We start from the raw sequence: 22,332 nt of genomic DNA, 5'->3' as shown, positions 1-22,332 counted from the left end.
CGCCCCTCGGCCGACCTGCGCGCCGCGCGCGGAGGTACCTCGGACGAGCGGATCTCCGCGGACGTCACAGCCACCCGCGGCGCTTGAGGTAGAGGTAGAGCCCGGTGGCCGTGCCGACGATCAGGGCCAGGCTGACCAGGAAGCCCCAGAACTTGCCGTATCCCCAGTACGGCACGTTCTGTCCGAAGAAGCCGGTGAGCGCGGTCGGCACGGCGATGATCGCGGCCCAGGCGGCGAGCTTGCGGGTGACGTCGTTGAGCGCGGTGCTCTGCTCGTTGAGATCGGCCTCGAGCAGGTGGTTGATCCGGTCGCGGGCGCTGTCGATGGTCTCGGTGGCCCGCCGGGCGTGGTCGTCGACATCGCGGTAGTACGGCGCCAGGCGCTCGTCGACCAGCCGGCTGTCGGAGTGCATGACATCGGCGATGAGCCCGGCCATCGGCGCGACCGGCCGGCGCAGCGCCGCCAGCGTCTTGCGCAGGCCGAAGCCGTACAGCCGGACGCTGCGCGGCGCGCCGCCCTCCTCCAGCATGTCGTCCTCGGTCCGGTCCATGGCCTCGTCGAGCCGGCGGGCGGCGGCGAACTGGCCGTCCACGACGACGTCGAGCAGCCCGTAGACGAGGAACCCCACGCCGCCGGCCGGCGCCAGCTCGGCGTCGGCGTCCCAGCGCCGGATGAGGCGGCTCACGTCGCTGGGCGACTTGCGCACGGTGATCAGCGCCCGCTCGGTGATGAACGCGCTGATCTCGGTCTGGCGCATCGCCGGCTGCGGGGCGCCGGCCTCGACGTGCACCTCGTAGACGTTCATGAACAGGTGTCCGGGGTAGCGGTCGAGCTTGGGCCGCTGGAGGTCGTGCACCGCGTCCTCGACGGCCAGCGGGTGCAGCCCGAACTCGTCGGCGACGATCCGCAGGTCGTTCTCGTCGGGGTCGAAGAGGTCCAGCCACAGCACCGCGTCGGGGTGCTCGGCGAGCTGGTCGCCGATCTCGTGCGGGTCGAAGCCCTCGGCCACGACCTTGCCGGCCTCGTACAGCCGGGTGATGGTGGAGCAGTTCGGCGCTGGGGTGTCCGTCACAACGGATCACTATGCCCGGGACCGCCCCCGGCGTAACCGGCGACGTCCCCGCCCTGTCAGGGGTGAAAGCGATTTGACTCCTGACCGACCCGATCCTAGCGTCAGGCTCGTCGAACTCTTTGGCTCATGACCGGGCCGCCCGAGGAGCAGCATGAAGTCGTCGTCGATGTCCGCGGGCCTGCTCGCGGCGCTGATCTCCGCCGTCGCCTTCAGCACCTCCGGCGCCTTCATCAAGCCGCTGCTGGAGGCGGGCTGGTCACCGGTCACCGCCGTCACCGCCCGCGCGCTGACCGCGGGCCTGGTCCTGCTGCCGTTCGTGCTCCTGTCGTTGCGGGGACGCTGGGCGGCCCTGTGGCGGGCCCGGCGGCGGGTGCTCGGCATGGGCCTGGTCGGCGTGGCGTTCACCCAGGTCGCCTACTTCGCCGCCATCCAGCGCATCCCGGTGGCCACCGCGCTGCTGATCGAGTACCTCGCGCCGCTGCTGCTGGTCGCGTACGCCTGGGCGGTCACCCGCCGCGTACCGCGACCGGCCGTGCTGCTCGGCTCGGTGCTCGCGGTCGGCGGCCTGGTGCTGGTCATCGGGCCCGGCGCGGTACGCGCCGTGGACCCGCTGGGACTGGTGATCGCCTTCTGCGCCGCGGTCGGCTGCGCGGCGTACTTCGTGATCGCCGCCCGCCCGGCCGACGGCCTGCCCCCGGTCGCCCTGGCCGGCGCCGGCCTGCTGCTGGCCGGCGGGGTCCTGGCGCTGGCCGGCGCGACCGGGCTGCTGCCGGTCTCCGCGGCGTTCGGCGACCTGTCCCTGTTCGGCCGGGCCGTGCCCTGGTGGTTGCCGCTGCTCATCGTCGCGGTCGTCGGCACGGCCGCGGCCTACGCGACCGGCATCGCCGCCTCGGCCGTCCTGGGCTCGCGGCTGGCGTCGTTCCTCGGCCTGCTCGAGGTGGTCTCCGCGGCCCTGCTCGCCTGGCTGCTGCTGGACGAGCGGCTCACCCCGCTGCAGTTCGTCGGCGGCGGGCTGATCCTCGGCGGCATCGCGGCGGTCCGGACGGCGAGCACGGCGCCGCTGGACGCGCCGGACGACGCCCGGCCGGCCGCGCTGGCCCCCGGCCGGGCCTGAGCGGGCGGCGCCCGGGGGGACACCGACGGCGGCCGATCTCTGGCAAGCTCGCTGACCTCAACTGTAGAAGGGAGCCGCCCGTGCCGACCGCGGTCGCCCACGTCCTGGTGGTGCCCATCATGATCGTGACGGTGCTCGCCTTCGGCGCCGTCATCCGCCGGCTGCTCGGCGTCCGCGTCGGCCTGGTCCGGACCGGCCTGGCCGCGGTGCTGGCGATCTGGGTGGCCGGGCGGATCATGCTGGCGCTGGCCGGGCCCGAGCCGGCCGACACCGGCACGGCCCTGCTGCTGATGCTGCTGGCGGTGTGCTGCGCCAGCCTGCTCTCGATGATCGTGCTGGTGGTCGCGGAGGCCATCGTCCCGGACGGCTCGCTGCCCGGGCCGCTGGAGCTGTGGCGGGGCTGGCGGGCCCAGCGCTCCCGGACCCGGCGCTACTGGCAGATCGTCCGGATCGCCGTACGCCACGGCCTCGGCCGCTTCCTGCGCGGGCAGCGCCACGACGGGCTGGAGTCCGTCGCGGCCCGGCGCCGGCTCGCGGTGTCGGTGCGGCAGGCGCTGGACGACGGCGGGGTGACCTTCGTCAAGCTGGGCCAGCAGCTGTCCACCCGCCGCGACGTGCTGCCCGGCGAGTTCGCCGAGGAGCTGGCCCGGCTGCAGGACCAGGCGGCGCCCGTGTCGTGGGCGCAGATCACGGCCGTGCTGCGCGCCGAGCTGGGCCGCCCGGTCGAGGAGGTGTTCGCGCACGTCGAGGCCGCGCCGCTGGCCGCCGCCTCGGTCGCCCAGGTGCACGCGGCCCGCCTGCTCGACGGCGCCGAGGTGGTGGTCAAGGTGCAGCGGCCCGGGATCGCCGAGGTGGTCGACCGCGACCTGGACATCCTGCACCGGCTGGCCCGTACCCTCGAGGCCCGGACCCGGTGGGGCGCCGCCCTGGGCCTGCGCGACCTGGCCCAGGGTTTCGCCGACGCCCTGCGCGAGGAGCTCGACTTCCGCATCGAGCTGGAGAACCTCGCCGCGGTGGCGACGACCCAGCCCGCCGGCATCCGGGTGCCGGCCGCCCACGCGCCGCTGTGCGGCCCCCGGCTGCTGGTGATGGAGAAGCTGACCGGCACGCCGCTCAGCGCCGCCGGGCCGGCGCTGGGCGCGCTGCCGGACGGCCGGCGCCGGGAGATCGCCGCGACGCTGCTCGAGGCCATGATGAGCCAGGTGCTGCAGTACGGGCTGTTCCACGTCGACCTGCACCCCGGCAACATCCTGCTCACCGCGTCCGGCGACCTGGGCCTGCTGGACTTCGGCTCGGTGGGCCGGCTGGACGCCACCACCCGGCTCGCGCTCGGCCGGCTGCTGGCCGCGCTCGGCGGCTCCGACTCGGTGACCGCCACCGACGCGCTGCTGGAGCTGGTCGACCGCCCGGCCGAGGTCGACGAGCGCGAGCTGGAACGCGGCCTGGGCGCGCTGATGGTGCGCTACACCGCGCCGGGCCCGACGGCCGGGCTGGCCGCCTTCCCGGCCGTGCTGAAGCTGGTCATCGCCCACCGGCTGGCGATCCCGCCCCAGGTCGCCGCGGCGTTCCGGGCGTTCGCGACGCTGGAGGGCACGCTCACCCTGATCGCCCCCGACTTCGACCTGATCGCCGAGGCCCGGGCGGCCGGCGGCCGGCGGCTGGCCGAGGCGGCGACCCCCGAGCGGCTGCGCCGGACCGCCGAACACGAGCTGATCAGCCTGCTCCCGCTGCTGCGCCGGCTCCCCCGCCGGGTGGACCGCGCCCTGGCCGCGGCCGAGCACGGGCGGCTGTCGGTCAACGTGCGGCTGCTGGCCGACCACGGCGACCGCCGCTACGTCACCGGCCTGCTGCACCAGGTGCTGCTCGCGGTGATCGGCTCGGCGTCGGGCCTGATGGCGGTGCTGCTGCTGGGCCTGCCCGGCGGCCCGCGCCTGACACCGTCGATCGAGTTGTACGCGGTGCTGGGCTACGCGCTGCTCATCGTGGCGGTGATCCTGGTGCTGCGGGTCCTGGTGGTCATCTTCCGCCACGACCGCGCCGGATGACCGCCGCGCCCACCGCTCACCGGCCGGCGCCGGCGAGTAGCCGCCGCAGGGCCGCCCCGGTGACCGCGGCCATCGCGGCGGCCATGAGCAGTCCCCCCGCGACGCCGATCGCGAGCACCAGGGCCAGCGGCTGACCCGGTTGCCACAGCGGCATCGCGAAGCCGAGGAACACGGCCAGTCCGGCCAGCCAGGCCAGCCCGGTGGCCACGATCCACCGGTACGCGTGCGGCACGTGCCGGCGCAACACCCACCACTGGGCCACCCCGATGGTGGCCAGCAGCGCCAGCCCAAGCCCGGCGCCGAGCGTCGCGAGCAGCAGCGGCGGCCAGCCGGAGATCGCGTCCGCCGCCGTCGACGGGGTCAGGCCGATCGCGTACGCCACCACGGCCCCGCCGGCGGTGGCCAGCACCCAGCGGCGGCGGCTCAATCCGGGCACGGCCCGGCTCAGCACGGCCGCCTGCCCGGCACCCAGCACCGCGCCCTCCACCGCGCCGGCCAGCAACAGCGCCGGTACGGACACCCACGCCCGGGACGCGGCGGTCAGCGCACCGACCAGGGCCGGCACGGCGAAGCCCAGCATCTCGGCCGCCGTCACCACCGGGAACCACGCACGGAACAGCGCCCGCCCGCGCAACGGCTCCGGGCCGAGCGCGTCGCCGAGGGCCGGCAGTCCGCGCGTACCAGTTGTCATGCCCTCACGGTGAACCCTCCCGCCCGCCCCCGGCAGGGCAGGAGGGAACGCCTCGCGGGGACTTTCGCACCGTCCGCCCGGTGGCCCCGGGCCGTTGGTCCCGTCCCGGGCCGACCCCAGGCCCTGGCGGGTGGGTCCCTGGTCGCGGTTCGCTCGTACGGTCCCTGCTCATGGACAGCCGCTCGCCTGATCACCCGGGAGGGACCGTGTTCACCACCGTCGAGATGCTCGCCGAACAGCCGTTCCTGGCCGGCCTGACCGAACACCAGCTCGGCCTGCTGGCCCCGCTGACCAGCCGGTCGATGTTCCACGCCGGCAACCGGATCTTCGCGCAGGGCACGCCGGCCGAACAGTTCTGGCTGATCACCGACGGCCGGGTGTACCTCGACGCCGAGGTGCCCGGCTACGACAACTTCGTGCTGGAGACCCTCAAGCCGGGCGCGGTCCTGGGCTGGTCGTGGCTGTTCCCGCCGTACCGCTGGCATTTCGGCGCCGTGGCGACCAGCACGACCCACACCCTGACGTTCAACGGCCCGCTCGTGCGGGCCCTCTGCCAGCGCGACCCGGCCCTGGGCTTCGAGCTGACCAGCCGCTTCCTGCGGGTCATGGGCGAGCGGCTGCAGTCCGCCCGCCAGCGGCTCCAGGAGTGCCAGCGCGCCGCCGGCCACCACAGCGACCTGTGACCGCCGCCGCCGTCGGCGGCCGGTGGGCGGGCGGGCGGGCGACTACCGTCACCGGCGTGTCCCCGGCCACCAGGGCCGGCGACCGACACCGAGGTGGGTACATGGCAACGGAGTTCGCGCTCGAGGACGAGATAATGGTGCTGGACGGCCGGGTGCTGGAGATCTTCCACAGCGGCGTCGAGGAGAGCCTGCGGTACCACGTGTCGTACCTGCGGATCAGCGCGACGCCGCACGGGGACGGCTTCAAGGTCCGGCTCGGGCGGGCGTACGGCGAGAACGACATCACCGGCGGGCGCCGCTGGAAGATGACCGCGGACCAGTTCGCCGGGTTCCGCGCCTTCATCGCCGACGCCATCGCCGCCCGCGACCGCGGTCCCGGGGCGTAGCGGCGGCGCGGCGGTTCTCAGCCCGGGCACAGGGAGCGCCGTCCAGCATGGACGGGCAACCGGACGGCTCACCGGGCTACGGAGGAACCCTCATGCGCATAGTCATCATGGCGGTCGGCAGTCGCGGTGACGTGGCCCCGTACACCGGGCTGGGCGTCCGGCTGCTCCAGGAGGGGCATCAGGTCACCCTGGCCACGCACGCCCTCTTCGAGCCCCTGGTGCGCAGCCGGGGCCTGGACTTCCACCGGCTGCCCCTGGACACCCGGGAGGAGTTGACGGCACGGCTGGCCGCGCGCGGCCCGCGCAGCCCGCTCCGGGTGACGCTCGCGGTCAACCAGGTGGTCGCCGACCACGCCCGCCCGCTGGCGGACGCCATGCTGGCGGCGGCGCGCGAGGCCGACGCGCTGCTGCTGACCCCGGCCGGCTGGATCGGCGGCCACGTGGCGGAGGGCCTGGGCCGGCCCAGCATGGGCGTCTACCTGCAACCGATGACCCCGACCCGGGCGTTCCCGCCGGCCACGGTGACCACCCGGTCGCTGGGCGGATGGGCCAATCGCCGGGCGGCCGTGGCGCTGCGCACCCTGGGACAGCAACCGTTCCGCCAGGCCGTCGACGGACTCCGCCACGACCTGGGCCTGCCGCCGGTCCGGCCGGGCGCCTGGCTCGCCCGGCTCGACGCCGGCCGCTGGCCGATCTGCTACGGCTACAGCCCGGCCGTGGTGCCGCCACCCGCGGACTGGCCGCGCTGGCACCGCACCGTCGGCTACTGGTGGCCGGCGCCCGACCCGGCCTACACCCCGGCGCCGGAGCTGGCCGACTTCCTGGCCGCCGGCCCGCCCCCGGTCTACCTCGGGTTCGGCAGCCTGCCGATGGCCGACCGGGACGCGCTGTCCGCCCTGATCCGGGCCGCGCTGCGCACGAGCGGCCACCGGGCCGTCGTGAACACCGGCTGGGCCGGGCTGCACCCGATGGGCGACGACATCCTGACCGTGTCTGAGGTGCCCCACGACTGGCTCTTCCCCCGGACGGCCGCGGTGGTCCACCACGCCGGGGCGGGCACCACGGCGGCCGGCCTCCGCGCCGGGGTACCGGCCGTCCCCGTGCCGTGCATGGTGGACCAGCCGTTCTGGGCCCGGCGGCTCGAACGGCTGGGCGTCACCCCGGGAGCGATCCCGTTCCGGCGGCTGAGCGCCGACCGTCTGGCCGCGGCCCTCACCGAGGCCACGGCCAACCCCGGGTACCGCGAGCGGGCCGCGGGCGTCGCCGCCCGGCTCGCCCACGAGGACGGCGCGGCCGGCGTGCTCCCGGTCCTGGCGGAACTCACCCGCGGCTGACCTCCCGCGCGTCCGGACCGAGATAGGCCCGGGTCGCCACGACGATGGCCTCGGTGCCGGCGTCCAGCGTCGGGCGGAGGGCCGGCGCGAAGTGGGGCGAGTGATTCGGGTACGTCGGCTGCCCGGGCGCGGAGCCGCCGACCCCCCAGTAGCAGTAGGGCGTCCCGAAGGCGGCCGGGATCCGGCTGAAGTCCTCGCTGGCGGTGATCCGGTCGAGCGGGACGACCCGGGCGTCGCCGAAGTGCGCCCGGAAGGCCGCCGTGACCTCGGCGGTGACCTCGGGGTCGTTGTCCGTCAGGGGGAACTGGTCGTAGTAGTCGAACGTCGGCGGCTCGGGCGAGCCGGAGGCAGCGCACTCGGCGCGCACGATCCGCTCGATGCTGTCGAGGACCCGCCGGCGGACCTCCGTGTCGTAGGTGCGCACATTGACCAGCAGCACCGCGCGGTCGGGAATGATGTTGCTCTTCGTGCCGGCGACGCTGCTGCCCACCGTGACCACGGCGAACTCACCGGGCGCGGTCTCCCGGGCCACGATGGTCTGCAGTCGCAGCACGACGGCCGCGGCGAGCACCACGGGGTCGACCCCCAGGTGCGGCATCGCGCCGTGCGAGCCCTGGCCGAACACGGTGATCCTGATGCTGTCCCCGGCCGACAGGACCGGGCCCGGCCGGCAGCCGAGGACCCCCGCCTCATGGGTGAGCACGTGCTGGGCGAAGGCGACGTCCGGGCGGGGTATCCGGCTCGTGAGCCCGTCGTCCAGCATGGCCTGCGCACCGGCGGCGGTCTCCTCCGCGGGCTGGAAGAGCGCGATGAACGTCCCGCGCCAGGCCGCCCGGTCGCCGCTGAGCAGCGCGGCCGCGCCGAGCAGGCAGGTGATGTGGACGTCGTGCCCGCAGGCGTGCGAGACGCCGACCGTCGCGCCGGACTCGTCCACCGCCGTGACCTTCGACGCGTACGGCAGCGCGGTCAGCTCGGTCACCGGAAGGGCGTCGATGTCGGCGCGCACCAGCACGGTCCGGCCGCCGCCGTTGGTGAGGACCCCCACGACGCCGCCGCCGATGTGCTGCACGTCGTAGCCGAACTCCTCGAGGCGCCGGGCGATCTCGGCCGCGGTCCCCACCTCGTGCGAGCTCAGCTCCGGATGGGCGTGGAGGTGGCGGTAGAGCTCCTCCCGCCACGCTCGGGTGTCGTCGATCCCGGTCACCGCGCTCATCTTCTGCTCCTGCCGTCGAGGTGGCGTCGCTCGCACGGTAGCGCCGACAGCCCCCCGGCGTACCCTGGTCGGCATTCCGGCTGGGGAGGTGCGATGGCGCGACACGGATGGCGGGTGGTACGGGCCCTGACCGCCACGGCGGCCGTCCTGGTGACGCTGGCCTGCGGGTCGGCGGACAGCCCGGGCCCCTCGCCCAGTGCCCCGCCTTCGCTGCCGGCGAGCGGCACCGGCACGGTGGAGGTCGGCGGCCGGCCGGTCACCGTGCACGTCCCGCGCTCGTACGATCCGGCCCGGCCCGCGCCGCTGGTCCTCGCGCTGCACGGCTACACGTCCCACGGGGCCGAACTGGAGTCGTACCTGCGGCTGACCCCCGAGTCGGAGCGGCGCGGATTCGTCTACGCCTACCCGGACGGAACGACCGACGACCGCGGCAACCGCTTCTGGAACGCCACCGACGCGTGCTGCGCCTTCTCCGGTACGCCACCCGACGACTCGCGGTACCTCAGCGAGCTCATCGCCACGATCCAGGGCTCGTACCGGATCGACCCCGCCCGGGTGTACCTGATCGGCCACTCGAACGGCGGCTTCATGGCGTTCCGGATGGCCTGCGACCACGCCGCCCAGGTCACCGCGATCGTCTCCCTCAACGGGGCGAGCTGGAACGACGCCGCCCGGTGCCGGCCCTCCGAACCGGTGAGCGTGCTGGCCGTCCACAGCAGCACCGACGAGACGATCGCGTTCACCGGCGGCCTCAACGGCAACGCCGCCTACCCGTCGGCCGCCACCACCGTCACCCAGTGGCTGGGCTACGACCGGTGCGCCGGGGCCGGCCGCGACGCGCCCGCGCTCGACCTGGTCACCGACCTGCCGGCCGCCGAGACGTCGGTACGCGCCTACGAGCAGGGTTGCGCGGGCGGGTCGACCGTGCAGGCGTGGACGATCAACGGCGGCGCGCACGTGCCCACGCTGGGGCCCGCCTTCGCCCCGGCGGTGACCGACTTCCTGCTCTCCCGGGTCAAGCCGGCCCGGTAGCCGGCCGGCAACGGCCTATCGGCGCGCGCGCCGGCGCCGCCACCGGCGGATGCGGCGGGCCAGCAACGAAGCGGTGACGACGAACCCGGCCACCGCGGTGCCGAACCGCACCACGATGGTGAGCTCAGGCAGCCAGTCCCGGACGACGGCGGTGATGAACGTGATCCACATCGGTGACCTCCAGGGGAGACGGAACAGCGATGGGGAAACGATGCGGCCGCGCGCGTCCGGCCCCGTCCGGAACCGGACGCCGGACGCCGGACGCCCCTCGGTAGGCTCACGTCCCTGATGCGGGACCAGTTACGTCACCTCCACCAGTCGGCCGGTTCGCCGACCAAGACCGAGCTCAAGAGGTACGCCGACATCGCCGGGCACAGCGTCGGGCGATCCGCGCTCGCGGCGGTGACCGCCGAGGGCGCCGGCATGCCCCGGTGGGCCACGGTGGCGGCGTTCGTCGATGCGTGTGCTCGTCATGCCGAGAAGCGGCGACGCCCCCTTCCGGACGCCGAGGTCGACCTGGCGGTCTGGCGGATCCGTCACGACCAGGCAACATCCTCGGGGCAGCGCGAGTCCGGGGCCCCGCGGGCCGTGGTGGTCGGGGTGGTGCCCGCGTTGGCGGACTGCTTTCAGCTCCGCGCCCTGGCCGACGACCTCGCCCGGGCCACCGACGCCGGCGGCGCGACGCCGGGCCCGCCGGCCTCCACCTGGCTGCTGTCCGGCCTGGGCGGGGTCGGCAAGACCCAGCTGGCGGCCGATCTCGCCGGCCGCCGGCGCCGTGCCGGCGACCTGGACCTCCTGGTGTGGATCTCCGGCACCTCCCGGCCGGCCATCACCGCCGGCTACGCCCAGGCCGCGGCCGACCTGGCCCTGCCCGGCGCCGACGGCTCCGACAGCGACCGCGACGCCGCGCGCTTCCACGCCTGGCTGTCCACCACCGACCGGCGGTGGTTGATCGTCCTCGACGACCTGGGCACCGCCGCGGACCTGAAGGGGTTCTGGCCCCCGATCCGGCCCACGGGTCGCACGGTCGTCACCACCCGGCTGCGCGGTTCGGCACTGCGGGGACCCGGCCGTCACCTGGTGCCGGTCGACGGGTTCAGCCCGGACGAGACCGTGGCCTACCTGCGGTCCCGGCTCGAAGGACATCCGGAGCTGGCCGACGACGTCCGCGGGCTCGCCGGCGCGCTGCACCACCTCCCCCTGGCTCTGGCTCACGCCACCGCGTACCTGCTCGACGAGGACATCCCGTGCTCGGAGTACCGACTGCGGCTCGCCGAACGGGGCCGCCGGCTCGACGAGCTCGCCCCGTGCGCCGATGAGCTGCCCGACGACCACACCCGTACCGTCGCCGCGACGGTGTCCCTGTCCGTCCGGGCCGCCGGCCGGGCCCGCCCCGCCGGCCTGGCCATCCCGCTGCTGCGCCTGGCCAGCGTGCTGAGTCCGGCCGGGATCCCGCTGCCGGTGTTCTCCACCACGGCCGCCCGTAACTGGCTCGCCCACGCCGCCGACGCCCCGGCCCTGGACGCTGCCACCATCCGCTCCGGCCTGCGCTGTCTGCACCGGTTCAACCTGATCACCGTCGCCGGCGCCACGGTCACGGCGCACGGCATGGTCCAACGCGTCACCCGCGACGAGCTCGCGGCCGGCGCCGCCCCCGACGACCACCTGGCCGACCTGGCCTGGGCCGCGGCCGACGCCCTCAGCGAGGCCTGGCCCCCCGTCGACCGGGACCCGGCCCTCGGCCAGATGCTGCGCGACAACGCCGCGGCAGTCCACGAACACGACCGCGACGCCCTGCTGCTGCCGGCGAGCCATCCGGTGCTCACCCGGGCCGTCAACAGCCTGGGCGAGTCCGGCGCCCCGGCCGCCGCGGTGGCCGGCCTCGAGGATCTGCTGACCGCGATGCTGCGGGTGCTCGACGCCGACAGCCCCTGCGTCCTGCGTACCCGCAACAACCTCGCGCACTGGCGGGGCGAGGCCGGCGACCCGGCCGGCGCCGCCGCCGCCACCGAACAGGTGCTCGCCGAGCAGCTGCGGGTCCGCGGACCCGGCCACCGGGACACCCTGATCGCCCGCAGCAACGTCGCCCGCTGGCTGGGGCTGGCCGGGGACCCGGCCGCCGCCGCGGCGGCCACCAGGGCGGTGCTCGCCGACCAGACACGCATCCTCGGGCCCGGCCATGCCGACACCCTCACCAGTTGCCACAACCTCATCGACTGGACCGGGCAGACCGGGGACGCCGCGGGCGCCGCCTCCGCCGCCCGGGACCTGCTCGGCGACCAGCTGCGCATCCTCGGAGCCGACGATCCCGTCACGCTCGCCACCCGGGGCGCCCTCGCGCACTGGACGGGCACGGCCGGGGACCCGGCCGGCGCCGCCGTCATCGCGGAGCGGGTTCTCGCCGACCGGGTCCGCGTCTGCGGACCCGACCATCCGGACACGCTCAGCAGCCGCCAGAGCCTGGCCCACTGGACGGGCCGGGCCGGGAACCCCGGCGCCGCGGCGGCCGCCCTGCGCGAGCTGCTCGCCGACCGGCTCCGGGTCCTCGGACCCGACCACCCGGACGTCGCGACCACCCGGTACAACCTCGCCCACTGGCTGGGGGCGGCCGCGGATCCCGCGGACGCCGGGACGGTGCTGGCCGAGCAACTCCGGGTCCTCGGGCCGGACCGTCCGAGGATCTTCACCATCCTGGCCAACGTCGCGACGTCCCGGGCCGACGCCGGCGACCTCACCGGCGCCATCACCGCGCTGGCGGAGCTGCTCCCCCGGATGACGGAGGTTCTCGGCGCAGGGCACGCCGACACCGTCACCACCGGCCACAACCTCGCCTACCTGCGACGCAAGGCCGGCGCCGCCGCGGCCGGCGAGCAGCAGTGAAGAGGCGCCCACCTCGCGGTGAGCGCCTCTTCCGGACGGGCCGGGGCCCTACTTGTAGGTGATGTCGCTCTTGTTGACCTTGCAGTTGCTGTCGTTCCAGCCCTCGCCGAGGTAGGTCGGCTCGCTGCCCTTGGCCACGCCCTTGTACTTGCCGCAGACCACGGCGCTGGAGCTGTTGCTGAGGGTGACCCGGGTGATCGTCGCGGTGTCGCCCCAGTTGCTGTTGATGCCGGCGACCATGTCGATGTCGTTCAGCAGCACGTTGTCGATCTTGACGTGCCGCTGGTACGAGCTGGAGCAGTTGCCGCAGGCCCGGTACAGCTTGCCCGCGCCGCTGAGGTAGAAGCCGGAGATGCTGACGGTGCCGTTGCCGTTGTGCTGGAACGTCTTGTCGCTGCCGGACCTCGCACCGCCACCGATGACGTAGCTGGTGCCGTTGCCGGTGCCCTTGAAGGTCGCGGCGTCCTCGCCGATGTCGTTCCACCAGACGTTCCTGATGGTGCAGGTGCCCTCGCAGTGCACGCCGTCGCCGGCCGGGGAGCCGATGATGACGTTCTGCAGGGTGCCACCGTTGGCGATGGAGAACATCGGGTCCTGGGACTCGCTCTGCGAGCCGTCGCCGATGCAGCAGTAGGTCTTCATCCCGCCGTCGAAGGTGCCGGAGACGGAGATGGTGCCGGTGATCTTCACCGAGCCGGCCGAGGACGGCCACGCGCCGGTCGGGGCGCCGGGGGCGCCGGTCGGGGTCGGCCCGGCGGTGGGACTGGTCGTCGGGGTGGGACCGGTGGTCGGGGTGCTGCCGCCGGTGGCGTACGTCTCGAACTCGGCGATCCGGGGCGCGGCGGAGGCGCTGGTGATCTCGAAGGTGAGCTTCTTCAGCGAGGTCGCGGAGAAGGAGATGGTGCTCGGGCTCCCGCTGCCGCTGGCCAGCACGGCGCCCTGATCGGCGTTGAGCAGTCGCCAGGCGCCGATCGAGCCGCCGCCCGAGGCCTGCCGGATGACGGCCGAGGACACCGTCATGGCGCTGCCCCACTTGACCGAGACGTAGCCGGTCGAGCCGACCGGCGACCAGTAGGTGCCGGTGTTGCCGTCCTTGACGTTGCCGTAGCTGGTGCCGCTGGCCTTGCTGGAGCCGTCGGCGCCGCCGCCGAGGCTCAGGTTGTCGGCGGCCAGGGCCTGGGGCAGCGGCATCGTCAGCATGATCGCCGCGCTCGCGGCCGCGGTGGCCCCGGCGGCCATCCACCGTAGTACGACTGGTCGTCTCATCGTGTCTCACCTTCGTAGGGAACAGGTCGTCGCGCCGCCGCCACCCCTGCAGGTAAGCGCTTTCCTGGTGACAATAGACACAGGTCTATGAGATGGCAAGACGTGGTACGGGTCGACGTCGAATGCCCGTCCCCCGCCGCCGGCCCCGCGCGAGGGTGTCGGTCAATGAACAGAACGGGGTCAACCGGCCGTACGTCGCCGACACTGACCCGATGCTCGCCGTTCGGGTGCTCGGCCCGTTGTCCGTGACGATCGACGACCGGGAGGTGACGCCGGCGAGTGTCCGTCAGCGCCGCCTGCTGGCCGCGTTGGTCCTGCGGGTCGGTCGCCCGGTCTCGATGGACGCGCTGGTCGACGCCGTGTGGGGCGAGCGGCCGCCCCGCTCGGCGGTCAACAGTGCCCAGTCGTACGTGTCGAGGCTGCGCGGGCTGCTCGGGCCGGCCGTGCTGGCGTGGACCGGGAGCGGCTACGAACTGGGCGTCGACCCGGCAGCGGTCGACGCGTACCGGTTCGAGGCGCTCGTCGATCAAGCCCGCTCGGCCGCCGATCCGCGGGCCGCGCTCGGCCTGCTGGACGCGGCGCTGGCGCTGTGGAACGACCGTCCCTACCCGGAACTGGCGCACTACGAGCCGGCCCTGGCCCAGGCCGCGCGGCTGACCGAGGTGTACCTGACCGGCCGCGAGCTGCGGTCCGGCGCGATGCTCGCGGCGGGACAACTCCCCGAGGCGATCGCGTCGCTGTACGAGCTCACGGTTCAGTACCCGCTGCGCGAGCAGCCCTGGCACCAGTTGATGTCCGCGTTGCACCGCAACGGCCAGCAGGCCGACGCGCTGGCCGCGTTCCGGCGCTACGACGAGTTCCTCGCCGAGCAGGGGCTGGAACCCCAGGGGCCGATCCGTGACCTGCGTACCGCGATCCTGGCCGCTCCCGGCTCGGTCCGGACCGGACCGGCCCCGACGACGGCAGCCGACCGGCCGGCCGTGGGCGTGCCGGCGCAACTGCCGGCGCCGGCCGCGGCCTTCGTCGGCCGGCACGAGCAGCTGCGGAGCCTGGACGACCTGTTGGCCCGTGGCCCGGGGCCGGCCCTGGCCATCGCCGCGGTGGCCGGCTCGGCCGGCGTGGGCAAGACCGCCGTCGCCGTACGGTGGGCCCACCGGGTCCGCGACCGTTTCCCGGACGGGCAGCTGTTCGTCGATCTGCGGGGCTTCGCGACCGGTGAGCCGGTGCGGCCGATCGACGCGCTGACCGGCTTCCTGGCCGGGCTCGGGGTCGCCCCGGAGCGCTGCCCGGTCGAGCTCGACCAGGCCCGGGCGCTCTACCGGTCGCTGCTGGCCGGGCGCCGGCTGCTGGTGGTCCTCGACAACGCCGCCGGTGTCGAGCAGGTCCGTCCGCTGCTGCCCGGCGAGCCCGGCTGTTTCGTGCTGATCACCAGCCGGGACCGGCTCGGTGGCCTGATCGCCCGGGACGGCGCGCAGCCGTTCCGGCTGCATCCCCTGAGCCCGGACGAGGCCGGCGAACTGCTCAGCCGGCTGCTCGGCGAGTCACGGGTGGCCGAGGACCGGGAGTCGACCGTGGACCTGGCCGCCACCTGCGCGTACCTGCCGCTCGCGCTGCGCGTCGCGGCGGCCGCGCTGACCGCCGAGCCGGACTGGCCGGTGCACGACTACGTGAAGCGGCTGCACGACGACCGGCTGAACACGCTCGTCGTCGAGGGCGACCCGGAGTCGACCGTCGGCGTGGCCTTCGACGCGTCGTACCGGGCGCTGCCGGTCGCGGCGCAGCGGCTGTTCCGCCTCCTCGGCCTCGTGCCCGGCCCGGACATCAGCGTCGCCGCGGCGGCCGCCCTGGCCGGGCTGCCCGGGCCCGAGGCCGAGCGGCTCCTGGACCGGCTCGCCGCGGCCCACCTGCTGGACCGCCCGGCGCACGGGCGGTACAGCTGTCACGACCTGCTGCGCGCGTACGCGCACGAGAGCTGCCGGAGGATCGACCCGCCGGCCGACCGGGAGGCCGCGACCACCCGGCTGTACGAGTGGTACGAATCCGGCGTCGACGCCGCCGCCGACCTGCTGTACCCGCACATGCTGCGACTGCCTCGCCCCGCGCGGAACCCGATCTCCGACGCCGGCGCCGGCACCCACGCCGCCGCGCTGGCCTGGCTGGACGCCGAGCGCCGCAACCTGGTCGCGCTGGTCCGGCACGCCGGGCCGGGCGCCCACCGCTGTCGCCTGGCCGACGGTATGCGCGGCTACTTCCACCTCGGGCGGCACACCGCCGAGTGGATCGCCGTGGCCGAGGCCGCCCTGACCGCGGCCGAGGGCATCGGGGACCGGTTGGCGCAGGAAGCGGCCCGGCACAGCCTGGGCACGGCCTACCGCAGCATCGGCGATCGGTCCGGCGCCCTGCACCAGTACGCGCGGGCGTTGTGGCTGGCCCGGCGCTGCGGCTGGCGCGACGCCGAGGCCACCACCCTGGGCAACCTCGGGATGATCCACCACGCCCAGGGCCGGCTCGACGCCGCCGTGGCCCGGCTCACCCGGGCCATCGCGATCGACCGGTCCACCGGCCGGCGGGCCGGGGTGGCCAACAATCTGGGCCTGCTGGGCGACGTCCACCTCGACCAGGGCCGGTTCGCCGAGGCCCGGGCGGCGTACGGCGAGGCGCTGGAGCTGAACCGGGTCGCCGGCAACGTGCACGGTCAGGCGCTGGCCCGGACCGGCCTGAGACAGATCAGTCTCGCGTCCGGCCGTCCGGCCGAGGCCTTCGGCTGGTTCGCCGATGCGCTGGCCGGCTACACGAAAGTCGGCGACCGCGACGGGCAGGCGGTCATCCACCATCGGATGTCCGTGGTGGAGGGCGATCGCGGGCGCGTCCGGGCCGCCCGGGCCCACGCGGTGCGGGCGCTGGACCTGGCCCGGGCGGCCGGTGACCCGCGGACCGAGGCCGACTCGCTCGCCGCGCTGGGCGCCGTGCTCGGCCGGGAGGGCCGGCACCGGGCCGCCTCGGAGCGGTACCAGCAGGCCTACGCGCTGGCCCCGCACTCGTCGCCCCGGCACGAGATCGAGGCCCTGACCGGGCTGGCCCGCTCGGCCTGGGAACTCGGCGACCTGGCCGAGGCCGACCGATACGCCCGGGCCGCCGCCGACCACGCCGCGCGGTGCGGATACCGCCCCGCCGAGGCACGCGCGCGCACCACGCTCGACCTCGTGCAACGGTCCGGCTCAGGCCGGATGCACGCCAGCTGCACGCGCCCGGGGCTGTGCTGACTCCACCTACTTAGCCAAGGAGTCGCAGTGGAGCTTCACTCACCCCCGACCGGCGCCCGGCGGCGCCGAGTCACCATGGCCGCGGCGATGACCGCCGCCCTGTTCGCCGCGCTGACCGGAGCCTCGGTCGGCTCGGCCACCCCGGCCCTGGCCTCGACCGTGCCGGTCGCCACGGTCGTCGGGCCGAATTCGGCGTTCGATTCCACACCGGAGAAGACCACCATCGCGCCGTGCCCGGCCGGCCAGCGGGTCCTGGGCGGCGGGGTACGCGTCAACCAGGGCAACGACCACATCATCATCACCCGGCAGGAACCGGTGCACGCCCTGGACACCGGACTGGACAGTTTCGTGGTGACCGCCGTCGAGGACTCGGTGGGCACGACCAACACCTGGGCCCTGCAGGCGTACGCCGTCTGCAGTCCCCCGGTCGCCGGCATGGTGCTGGTGGCCAAGGTGGGGCCGACCGATTCGCAGGGCTTCCAAGGGGTGTCCGCGAGTTGCCCGGCCAACACGTTCGTGCTCGGCGCGGGCGGCCGGATCCTCGACGGGCAGGGGCACGTCGGCCTGGTCACCCAGGTCAACGGCTCGGCCACGTTCCCGAACGGCGTCAACGCCGGCGGCATCGAGGAACTCGGCACCCCCGACGCCAACGGCCGCTTCCCCGGCTTCAAGGGGAACTGGAGCGTCATCGCGTTCGCCGTCTGCGCCCCGAAGGTGCTGTCGACGGACGTCGAGGTGGTCCGGGTGCAGCCGGCCGGCGACGAGACCAATCCGAAGATCATCGCGGCGCCCTGCCCGGCCGGTAAGCACGTGACCGGCGGCACCGGCTGGGCGGACCTGCCGGCCGTGGTCAACTCGGTCAACATCGACGCCAACCGGACCCGGGTCCAGGTCATCGACCGCAAGCACGAACAGCTCGCCGGGAACTGGGGCGGGTTCGCGATGGCGATCTGCTGGGCGTGAGATTCCGTGTCGACCCCGGCCCCGGTGCACGCGCCGGGGCCGGGGGACGACCCGACAGATCAGGCGAGGGTGCAGGCCGCACCGTTCAGCGCGGCAGTGGTGGCCGGCGTGTTGCTCTTCGTATACGTGCCGACCAGGCCGACGGTGATGGCGGCCCCGGGCTGGATCGTCGCGTTCCAGGTCTCGTTGGTCACCGTCACCGTCGAGCCGGACTGGACCCATTTCGCCGCCCACGACGACGTGACCCGCTGGTCGCCGCCCAGCGACACGGCGAGGGACCAGCCGTCGACCACGGTGGCCGCGGTGTTCGTCAGCGTCACCTCGGCGACGAAACCGCCCGGCCAGTCACTGGTCGTCTTGTAGGCGACCTTGCACCGGGTAGCCGGTGTGGTCGGTGGCGTGGTCGTGGACACCTGGTTGGACGCGATCGACAGGTTGCCGGCCGCGTCATGTGCGCGCACGTAGTAGCGGACCATACCGGTCTGGGTGTTCAGGATCGGCGCGGTGAAGGAGGTACCGGTCGAGGTGCCGAGATACCGGGACACGTACCAGCCGTCGAAGAGGTAGACGTAGTAGCCGGTCAGCTCCACGTCGTCGGTGGACGCCGCCCAGGTCAGGTGGGCGCCGGCCGGGTCGACACCGGTCAGGGTCAGGTTGCCGGGGGCGGTCGGCGCGGTCATGTCGCCCGAGGTGTTCGCCGGAGTGACCACGACGAGCGGATTGCTCGCCGGTGAGGAGTTGCCGTCGGCGTCGATGGCCTGGACGGTGAATTGGATCTGACCGTTCGGGCTGATGCCGGACGTGACGGTGGCGGTGGTGACGTTGCCGACGTGCTGGCCGTAGCCGACGTCGCCGAAGGCGGGCCAGTAGGTGAGCGAGTAGTCGACGGGATCGCCGGTGGAAGCGGTCCAGGCGACGGTCACCGAGGTCGGGCTGACGGAGGTGACGTGCAGGTTCGCGGGCGCGGAGGGCGGCGCCGCCGCGGCGGCCGGGCCGGCGACCAGGAACAGCACTCCGGTGGAGAGCAGAACCGTCAGGAAGACGCGGAAGCGGTGTGTGCGCATCCTGAGACCGTCCGGCATTCCATAGACGACTGTCAACTCGTTGAGGCGCGGTGCTCGACGGCCCGAACGCAACGAACCTGTCAGCCATATCGCCTCGGGCGGGCCAAGAGACCATGACGGCTCTCGCGTCCTCCATGAGCTCGGACGTCCGCGTGGTCTGGTTGTTCGGGCGACGACGCACCGGCCTGTCGCCTACCTGACACATCGGGCCACGGCTATGGTCTGCCGGCCTTTCGATAAGCTGCTTTCAGCAGCGCCGGGTTCACAGGAGGTGCGGCTCGATGCGACGAGATCTTGTGGTGGCCGCGACACCGGTCGGCGACAGCCGTACAAGGCTGTCGTTCACACCGTGGCGGACGAGCATCCGAGATGAGAAGACAACGTTCAACGGGGGACGCACATAACGCCGAGCCGATGACGGAGGCGATGTTCCGTGACCACCCCGAACGCCAAAGAAGTCGAAATCGACCGCCGGTCCCGGAGGCGGACCCGGACGCTGATGCCGGCCCTGGTGGCGATGGCGGTGATGGTGGCGACGGCGTTCCCGTTCGTCGCCTCCCCGGCCGCCGCCGCTTCGATTCCGGCCGCGTACGACCAGACGTATCGACCGCAGTTCCACTTCAGTCCGGCCAAGAACTGGATGAACGACCCGAACGGGCTGCTGTATTACCAGGGCAGGTACCACCTGTTCTACCAGTACAACCCCTTTGGTAACCAGTGGGGCAACATGTCGTGGGGACACGCGGTGAGCACCGATCTGGTGCACTGGGACGAGCTACCGGTCGCGATTCCGGCCGATGACAACGAACTCGTCTTCTCCGGCAGCGCCGTGGTCGACACGAACAACACCAGCGGGTTCGGCACGAGGAACAACCCCGCCATCGTCGCGATCTACACCAGCGCCTTCAAGAACAAGCCGATCCAGGCGCAGTCGCTCGCCTACAGCACCGACGGCGGCACCACCTTCACCAAGTACGCCGGAAACCCGGTGCTGGACATCGGGTCCGGCGAGTTCCGCGACCCGAAGGTGTTCTGGTACGCCCCCGCCAAGCAATGGCGGATGGTGGTCGTCAAGGCAACCGAGCACAAGGTCAGCATCTACGGCTCACCGAACCTCAAAGACTGGACGCATCTCAGTGACTTCGGACCGGCCGGCGCGGTCGGTGGCGTCTGGGAATGCCCCGACCTGTTCCCGATGGCCGTGAACGGCAACCCCCGCACCATCAAGTGGGTGATGGTCGTCAACCTCAACCCCGGCGGTATCGCCGGCGGCTCCGGCGGCCAGTATTTCGTCGGCAGCTTCGACGGCACCACGTTCACCTCCGACGATCCCCCGACCTACACCCCGCCATCGGGCACCGTTCTCGAGGACTTCGAATCGACCACCTTCACACCGTGGACGACCACCGGCACGGCCTTCGGCGATGGCCCCACCGCTGGTGACCTCCCCGGCCAAGCCGGGGTGAGCGGCTACCTGGGTGAGCGGCTCGCCAACAGCTTCCACGGCGGCGACGCCAGCACCGGCGTCCTCACCTCACCTGAGTTCACCATCAGGCAGAACTACCTGAACTTCCTCGTCGGCGGGGGCAACCATCCCCACGTCCCGGGCACCGTGCTGAACGGCGCCCCACCGCCCGGACCGGTCTTCGCCGACTTCGAGGGAACGACGTGGGGCGCCGGGTGGACCGCCACCGGCGACTTCGTCAACGCCGGCCCGGTGCCCGGAGCGATCGGCGACCAACAGGCCGTCAGCGGCTACCTCGGGCAGCGGCTGGTGAACACCTTCCTGGATCATGACCTGTCCACCGGGACGATCACTTCGCCCACCTTCACCATCACCAGCAGCTACATCGACCTGCTGGTCGGTGGCGGAAGCCATCCGTGGAGCGCCGACCCCGCCGCGGCCACCGCGGTCAACCTTCTGGTCAACGGTCAGGTCGTGGCCACCGCCACCGGCCAGGACAACGAGGCATTGAACTGGATCGCGTGGAACACCACCAGCTGGCAGGGCCAGCAGGCGCAGATCCAAATCGTCGACAACAACACCGGCGGCTGGGGCCACATCAACGTCGACAACATCGTCTTCTCGCCCCAGGCCGCCATCCCCGTATCGACAGAAACCGCGGTCAACCTGCGGGTCGGCGGCACCGTGGTCAGGACCACGACCGGTAACAACAGCGAACAGCTGGACTGGGCCAACTGGGACCTGCGTGACCTCGTGGGCAGGACAGCCACCATCGAGGTCATCGACAACAACACCGGCGGCTGGGGCCACATCCTGGCCGACCAGTTCACCTTCGCCGACGCCCCCGCTCTATCGTCCACGGAGCGCGCCCACTGGCTGGACCACGGCCGCGACTTCTACGCCGGGGTCACGTTCAACAACGTCCCCGACGGCCGGCGGATCATGATCGCCTGGATGAACAACTGGCAGTACGGCGGCAACATCCCCACCGACCCGTGGCGCAGCGCGATGAGCATCCCGCGTGTCCTGCACCTGCAGACCGTAGCCGGCACACCCCGGCTGACGTTCTCGCCCGTCAACTCGCTGAAGTCTCTGCGCAAGCCGCACCCGTTCACCGCAACACGAAATCACCTATCCGGCACCGTCACACTGCACGGACGCGGCGCCTCGGGTGACACCCTTGACATCGTGGCCACATTCAAGGCCCGCGACGCCGACAAGTTCGGGCTCAACGTCCGGGTGGGCAACGGGCAGCACACCAGCATCGGCTACGACGTGCACCGCGGTGGCGTCTACGTCGACCGAACCCAGTCCGGCAACGTCGCGTTCAGCCCGCAGTTCCCGAGCGTGGAGTTCGCCCCGCTGAAACTACAAGCAGGCACCGTGACCCTGCGCGTACTCGTCGACCGGTCCTCGGTAGAGGTCTTCGCCGACAACGGCCGGGTGACCATCACCGACCAGATATTCCCTCACCGCAACAGCCAAGCCGTCCAGGCGTTCACCGAAGGCGGACACGCCCAGCTGCAGAAGATCACCATCTGGAAGCTGAGGTCGATCTGGCAGTAACGGCAGGCCAGGCAGTGGAGCTGGGCCACCAACCTGGTGGCCGGCTCCACTTCAGCCCACTCGAATGGGTGGGGTGACCCCGCCCCCTTGTCGTCTGGAGACGACAGGCAGGTGGACGGTGGCTGTACCTGATGACCGCTTCTTCACCTGCATGCTCGCGGAACTCCGGGAGCCGCGGGCGTGCCCTCGACCGCGTCAGGTTCGACCTTTGCCAAGACACCACCGCAACAGCAGAGGCCCGTTGTGTCGATCCACAACGAGCCTCGGTTCGCGCCTTCGCGCACTGCCAATTATG

The 22,332-nt window shown here is 73.2% G+C and carries 16 protein-coding genes; 10 read left to right on the top strand and 6 right to left on the bottom strand.

Annotation, left to right across the window (positions count from 1 at the left end; translation table 11 throughout):
* Positions 1-64: 64 nt before the first annotated feature.
* The gene (locus Ani05nite_RS07700) at positions 65-1,072 is read right to left on the bottom strand and encodes a magnesium transporter CorA family protein (protein ID WP_203766340.1); all 1,008 of its coding nucleotides are present in this window, start codon (positions 1,070-1,072) and stop codon (positions 65-67) included.
* A gap of 151 nt (positions 1,073-1,223) precedes the next feature.
* Between Ani05nite_RS07700 and Ani05nite_RS07695 the strand changes: the two genes are divergently transcribed.
* Positions 1,224-2,186, top strand: coding sequence for a DMT family transporter (locus Ani05nite_RS07695; protein ID WP_203766338.1), 963 nt, complete (start codon positions 1,224-1,226; stop codon positions 2,184-2,186).
* An 80-nt stretch (positions 2,187-2,266) separates the two neighbouring features.
* Positions 2,267-4,231 (top strand): ABC1 kinase family protein, encoded by a 1,965-nt coding sequence (locus Ani05nite_RS41785; RefSeq protein ID WP_275410519.1) that lies wholly within the window; start codon positions 2,267-2,269, stop codon positions 4,229-4,231.
* 16 nt (positions 4,232-4,247) lie between these two features.
* Here the strand turns inward: Ani05nite_RS41785 and Ani05nite_RS07685 are convergent, their stop codons facing one another.
* On the bottom strand, positions 4,248-4,922 hold the full coding sequence (locus tag Ani05nite_RS07685) for a hypothetical protein (protein ID WP_203766336.1): 675 nt from the start codon (positions 4,920-4,922) through the stop codon (positions 4,248-4,250).
* 206 nt (positions 4,923-5,128) lie between these two features.
* Here Ani05nite_RS07685 and Ani05nite_RS07680 point away from each other — a divergent pair, with 206 nt between their 5' ends.
* The 3 genes from Ani05nite_RS07680 to Ani05nite_RS07670 all read left to right on the top strand — a co-directional run bounded on the left by Ani05nite_RS07680 (position 5,129) and on the right by Ani05nite_RS07670 (position 7,325).
* Complete coding sequence (locus Ani05nite_RS07680; RefSeq protein ID WP_203766334.1) at positions 5,129-5,605, top strand: Crp/Fnr family transcriptional regulator; 477 nt, start codon at positions 5,129-5,131, stop codon at positions 5,603-5,605.
* 101 nt (positions 5,606-5,706) lie between these two features.
* The gene (locus Ani05nite_RS07675; RefSeq protein ID WP_203766333.1) at positions 5,707-5,991 is read left to right on the top strand and encodes a hypothetical protein; all 285 of its coding nucleotides are present in this window, start codon (positions 5,707-5,709) and stop codon (positions 5,989-5,991) included.
* 92 nt (positions 5,992-6,083) lie between these two features.
* The gene (locus tag Ani05nite_RS07670; protein WP_203766332.1) at positions 6,084-7,325 is read left to right on the top strand and encodes a glycosyltransferase; all 1,242 of its coding nucleotides are present in this window, start codon (positions 6,084-6,086) and stop codon (positions 7,323-7,325) included.
* On the opposite strand, the gene Ani05nite_RS07665 is transcribed toward Ani05nite_RS07670, so the two are convergent.
* Entirely contained in the window at positions 7,312-8,538 is a 1,227-nt protein-coding gene (locus Ani05nite_RS07665; RefSeq protein ID WP_203766331.1) for an amidohydrolase, read from the bottom strand. The genes Ani05nite_RS07670 and Ani05nite_RS07665 overlap by 14 nt on opposite strands.
* 93 nt (positions 8,539-8,631) lie before the next feature.
* Here Ani05nite_RS07665 and Ani05nite_RS07660 point away from each other — a divergent pair, with 93 nt between their 5' ends.
* A complete protein-coding gene (locus Ani05nite_RS07660) occupies positions 8,632-9,570 on the top strand; it encodes a CE1 family esterase (protein ID WP_203766330.1) in 939 nt (312 codons plus the stop codon).
* 15 nt (positions 9,571-9,585) lie between these two features.
* Here Ani05nite_RS07660 and Ani05nite_RS07655 read toward each other — a convergent pair whose 3' ends face one another.
* Positions 9,586-9,741 (bottom strand): hypothetical protein, encoded by a 156-nt coding sequence (locus Ani05nite_RS07655; RefSeq protein ID WP_203766329.1) that lies wholly within the window; start codon positions 9,739-9,741, stop codon positions 9,586-9,588.
* Positions 9,742-9,858: 117 nt separating this feature from the next.
* Here Ani05nite_RS07655 and Ani05nite_RS07650 point away from each other — a divergent pair, with 117 nt between their 5' ends.
* Positions 9,859-12,450: a tetratricopeptide repeat protein gene (locus Ani05nite_RS07650; RefSeq protein WP_203766327.1), complete on the top strand. Its 2,592-nt coding sequence runs from the start codon at positions 9,859-9,861 to the stop codon at positions 12,448-12,450.
* Positions 12,451-12,498: 48 nt separating this feature from the next.
* On the opposite strand, the gene Ani05nite_RS07645 is transcribed toward Ani05nite_RS07650, so the two are convergent.
* Complete coding sequence (locus Ani05nite_RS07645) at positions 12,499-13,689, bottom strand: pectate lyase (protein ID WP_239129457.1); 1,191 nt, start codon at positions 13,687-13,689, stop codon at positions 12,499-12,501.
* A 239-nt stretch (positions 13,690-13,928) separates the two neighbouring features.
* Between Ani05nite_RS07645 and Ani05nite_RS07640 the strand changes: the two genes are divergently transcribed.
* Both Ani05nite_RS07640 and Ani05nite_RS07635 read left to right on the top strand, forming a co-directional pair.
* Positions 13,929-16,979: an AfsR/SARP family transcriptional regulator gene (locus tag Ani05nite_RS07640; RefSeq protein ID WP_203766323.1), complete on the top strand. Its 3,051-nt coding sequence runs from the start codon at positions 13,929-13,931 to the stop codon at positions 16,977-16,979.
* 27 nt (positions 16,980-17,006) lie between these two features.
* The gene (locus tag Ani05nite_RS07635; protein WP_203766321.1) at positions 17,007-17,942 is read left to right on the top strand and encodes a hypothetical protein; all 936 of its coding nucleotides are present in this window, start codon (positions 17,007-17,009) and stop codon (positions 17,940-17,942) included.
* 59 nt (positions 17,943-18,001) lie between these two features.
* On the opposite strand, the gene Ani05nite_RS07630 is transcribed toward Ani05nite_RS07635, so the two are convergent.
* Positions 18,002-19,006, bottom strand: a complete 1,005-nt coding sequence (locus tag Ani05nite_RS07630) for a cellulose binding domain-containing protein (protein ID WP_203766319.1) — start codon at positions 19,004-19,006, stop codon at positions 18,002-18,004.
* Between the two features lie 433 nt (positions 19,007-19,439).
* On the opposite strand from Ani05nite_RS07630, the gene Ani05nite_RS07625 reads away from it, so the two are divergent.
* Entirely contained in the window at positions 19,440-22,037 is a 2,598-nt protein-coding gene (locus Ani05nite_RS07625; protein ID WP_203766317.1) for a glycoside hydrolase family 32 protein, read from the top strand.
* Positions 22,038-22,332 lie beyond the last annotated feature (295 nt).

The organism is Actinoplanes nipponensis (assembly GCF_016862275.1).
Lineage (GTDB): Bacteria > Actinomycetota > Actinomycetes > Mycobacteriales > Micromonosporaceae > Actinoplanes > Actinoplanes nipponensis.
Note: the sequence above shows the minus strand (reverse complement) of the source record. Positions and strands in the feature narration are given on the sequence as shown.

Excerpts from the sequence above, each read along its gene's own strand:
- Ani05nite_RS07685 (WP_203766336.1), bottom strand. The coding sequence starts at position 4,922 with ATGACAACTGGTACGCGCGGACTGCCGGCCCTCGGCGACGCGCTCGGC.
- Ani05nite_RS07660 (WP_203766330.1), top strand. The coding sequence starts at position 8,632 with ATGGCGCGACACGGATGGCGGGTGGTACGGGCCCTGACCGCCACGGCG.
- Ani05nite_RS07665 (WP_203766331.1), bottom strand. The coding sequence starts at position 8,538 with ATGAGCGCGGTGACCGGGATCGACGACACCCGAGCGTGGCGGGAGGAG.
- Ani05nite_RS07655 (WP_203766329.1), bottom strand. The coding sequence starts at position 9,741 with ATGTGGATCACGTTCATCACCGCCGTCGTCCGGGACTGGCTGCCTGAG.
- Ani05nite_RS07640 (WP_203766323.1), top strand. The coding sequence starts at position 13,929 with ATGCTCGCCGTTCGGGTGCTCGGCCCGTTGTCCGTGACGATCGACGAC.
- Ani05nite_RS07670 (WP_203766332.1), top strand. The coding sequence starts at position 6,084 with ATGCGCATAGTCATCATGGCGGTCGGCAGTCGCGGTGACGTGGCCCCG.
- Ani05nite_RS07630 (WP_203766319.1), bottom strand. The coding sequence starts at position 19,006 with ATGCGCACACACCGCTTCCGCGTCTTCCTGACGGTTCTGCTCTCCACC.
- Ani05nite_RS07695 (WP_203766338.1), top strand. The coding sequence starts at position 1,224 with ATGAAGTCGTCGTCGATGTCCGCGGGCCTGCTCGCGGCGCTGATCTCC.
- Ani05nite_RS07645 (WP_239129457.1), bottom strand. The coding sequence starts at position 13,689 with ATGGCCGCCGGGGCCACCGCGGCCGCGAGCGCGGCGATCATGCTGACG.
- Ani05nite_RS07675 (WP_203766333.1), top strand. The coding sequence starts at position 5,707 with ATGGCAACGGAGTTCGCGCTCGAGGACGAGATAATGGTGCTGGACGGC.
- Ani05nite_RS07650 (WP_203766327.1), top strand. The coding sequence starts at position 9,859 with ATGCGGGACCAGTTACGTCACCTCCACCAGTCGGCCGGTTCGCCGACC.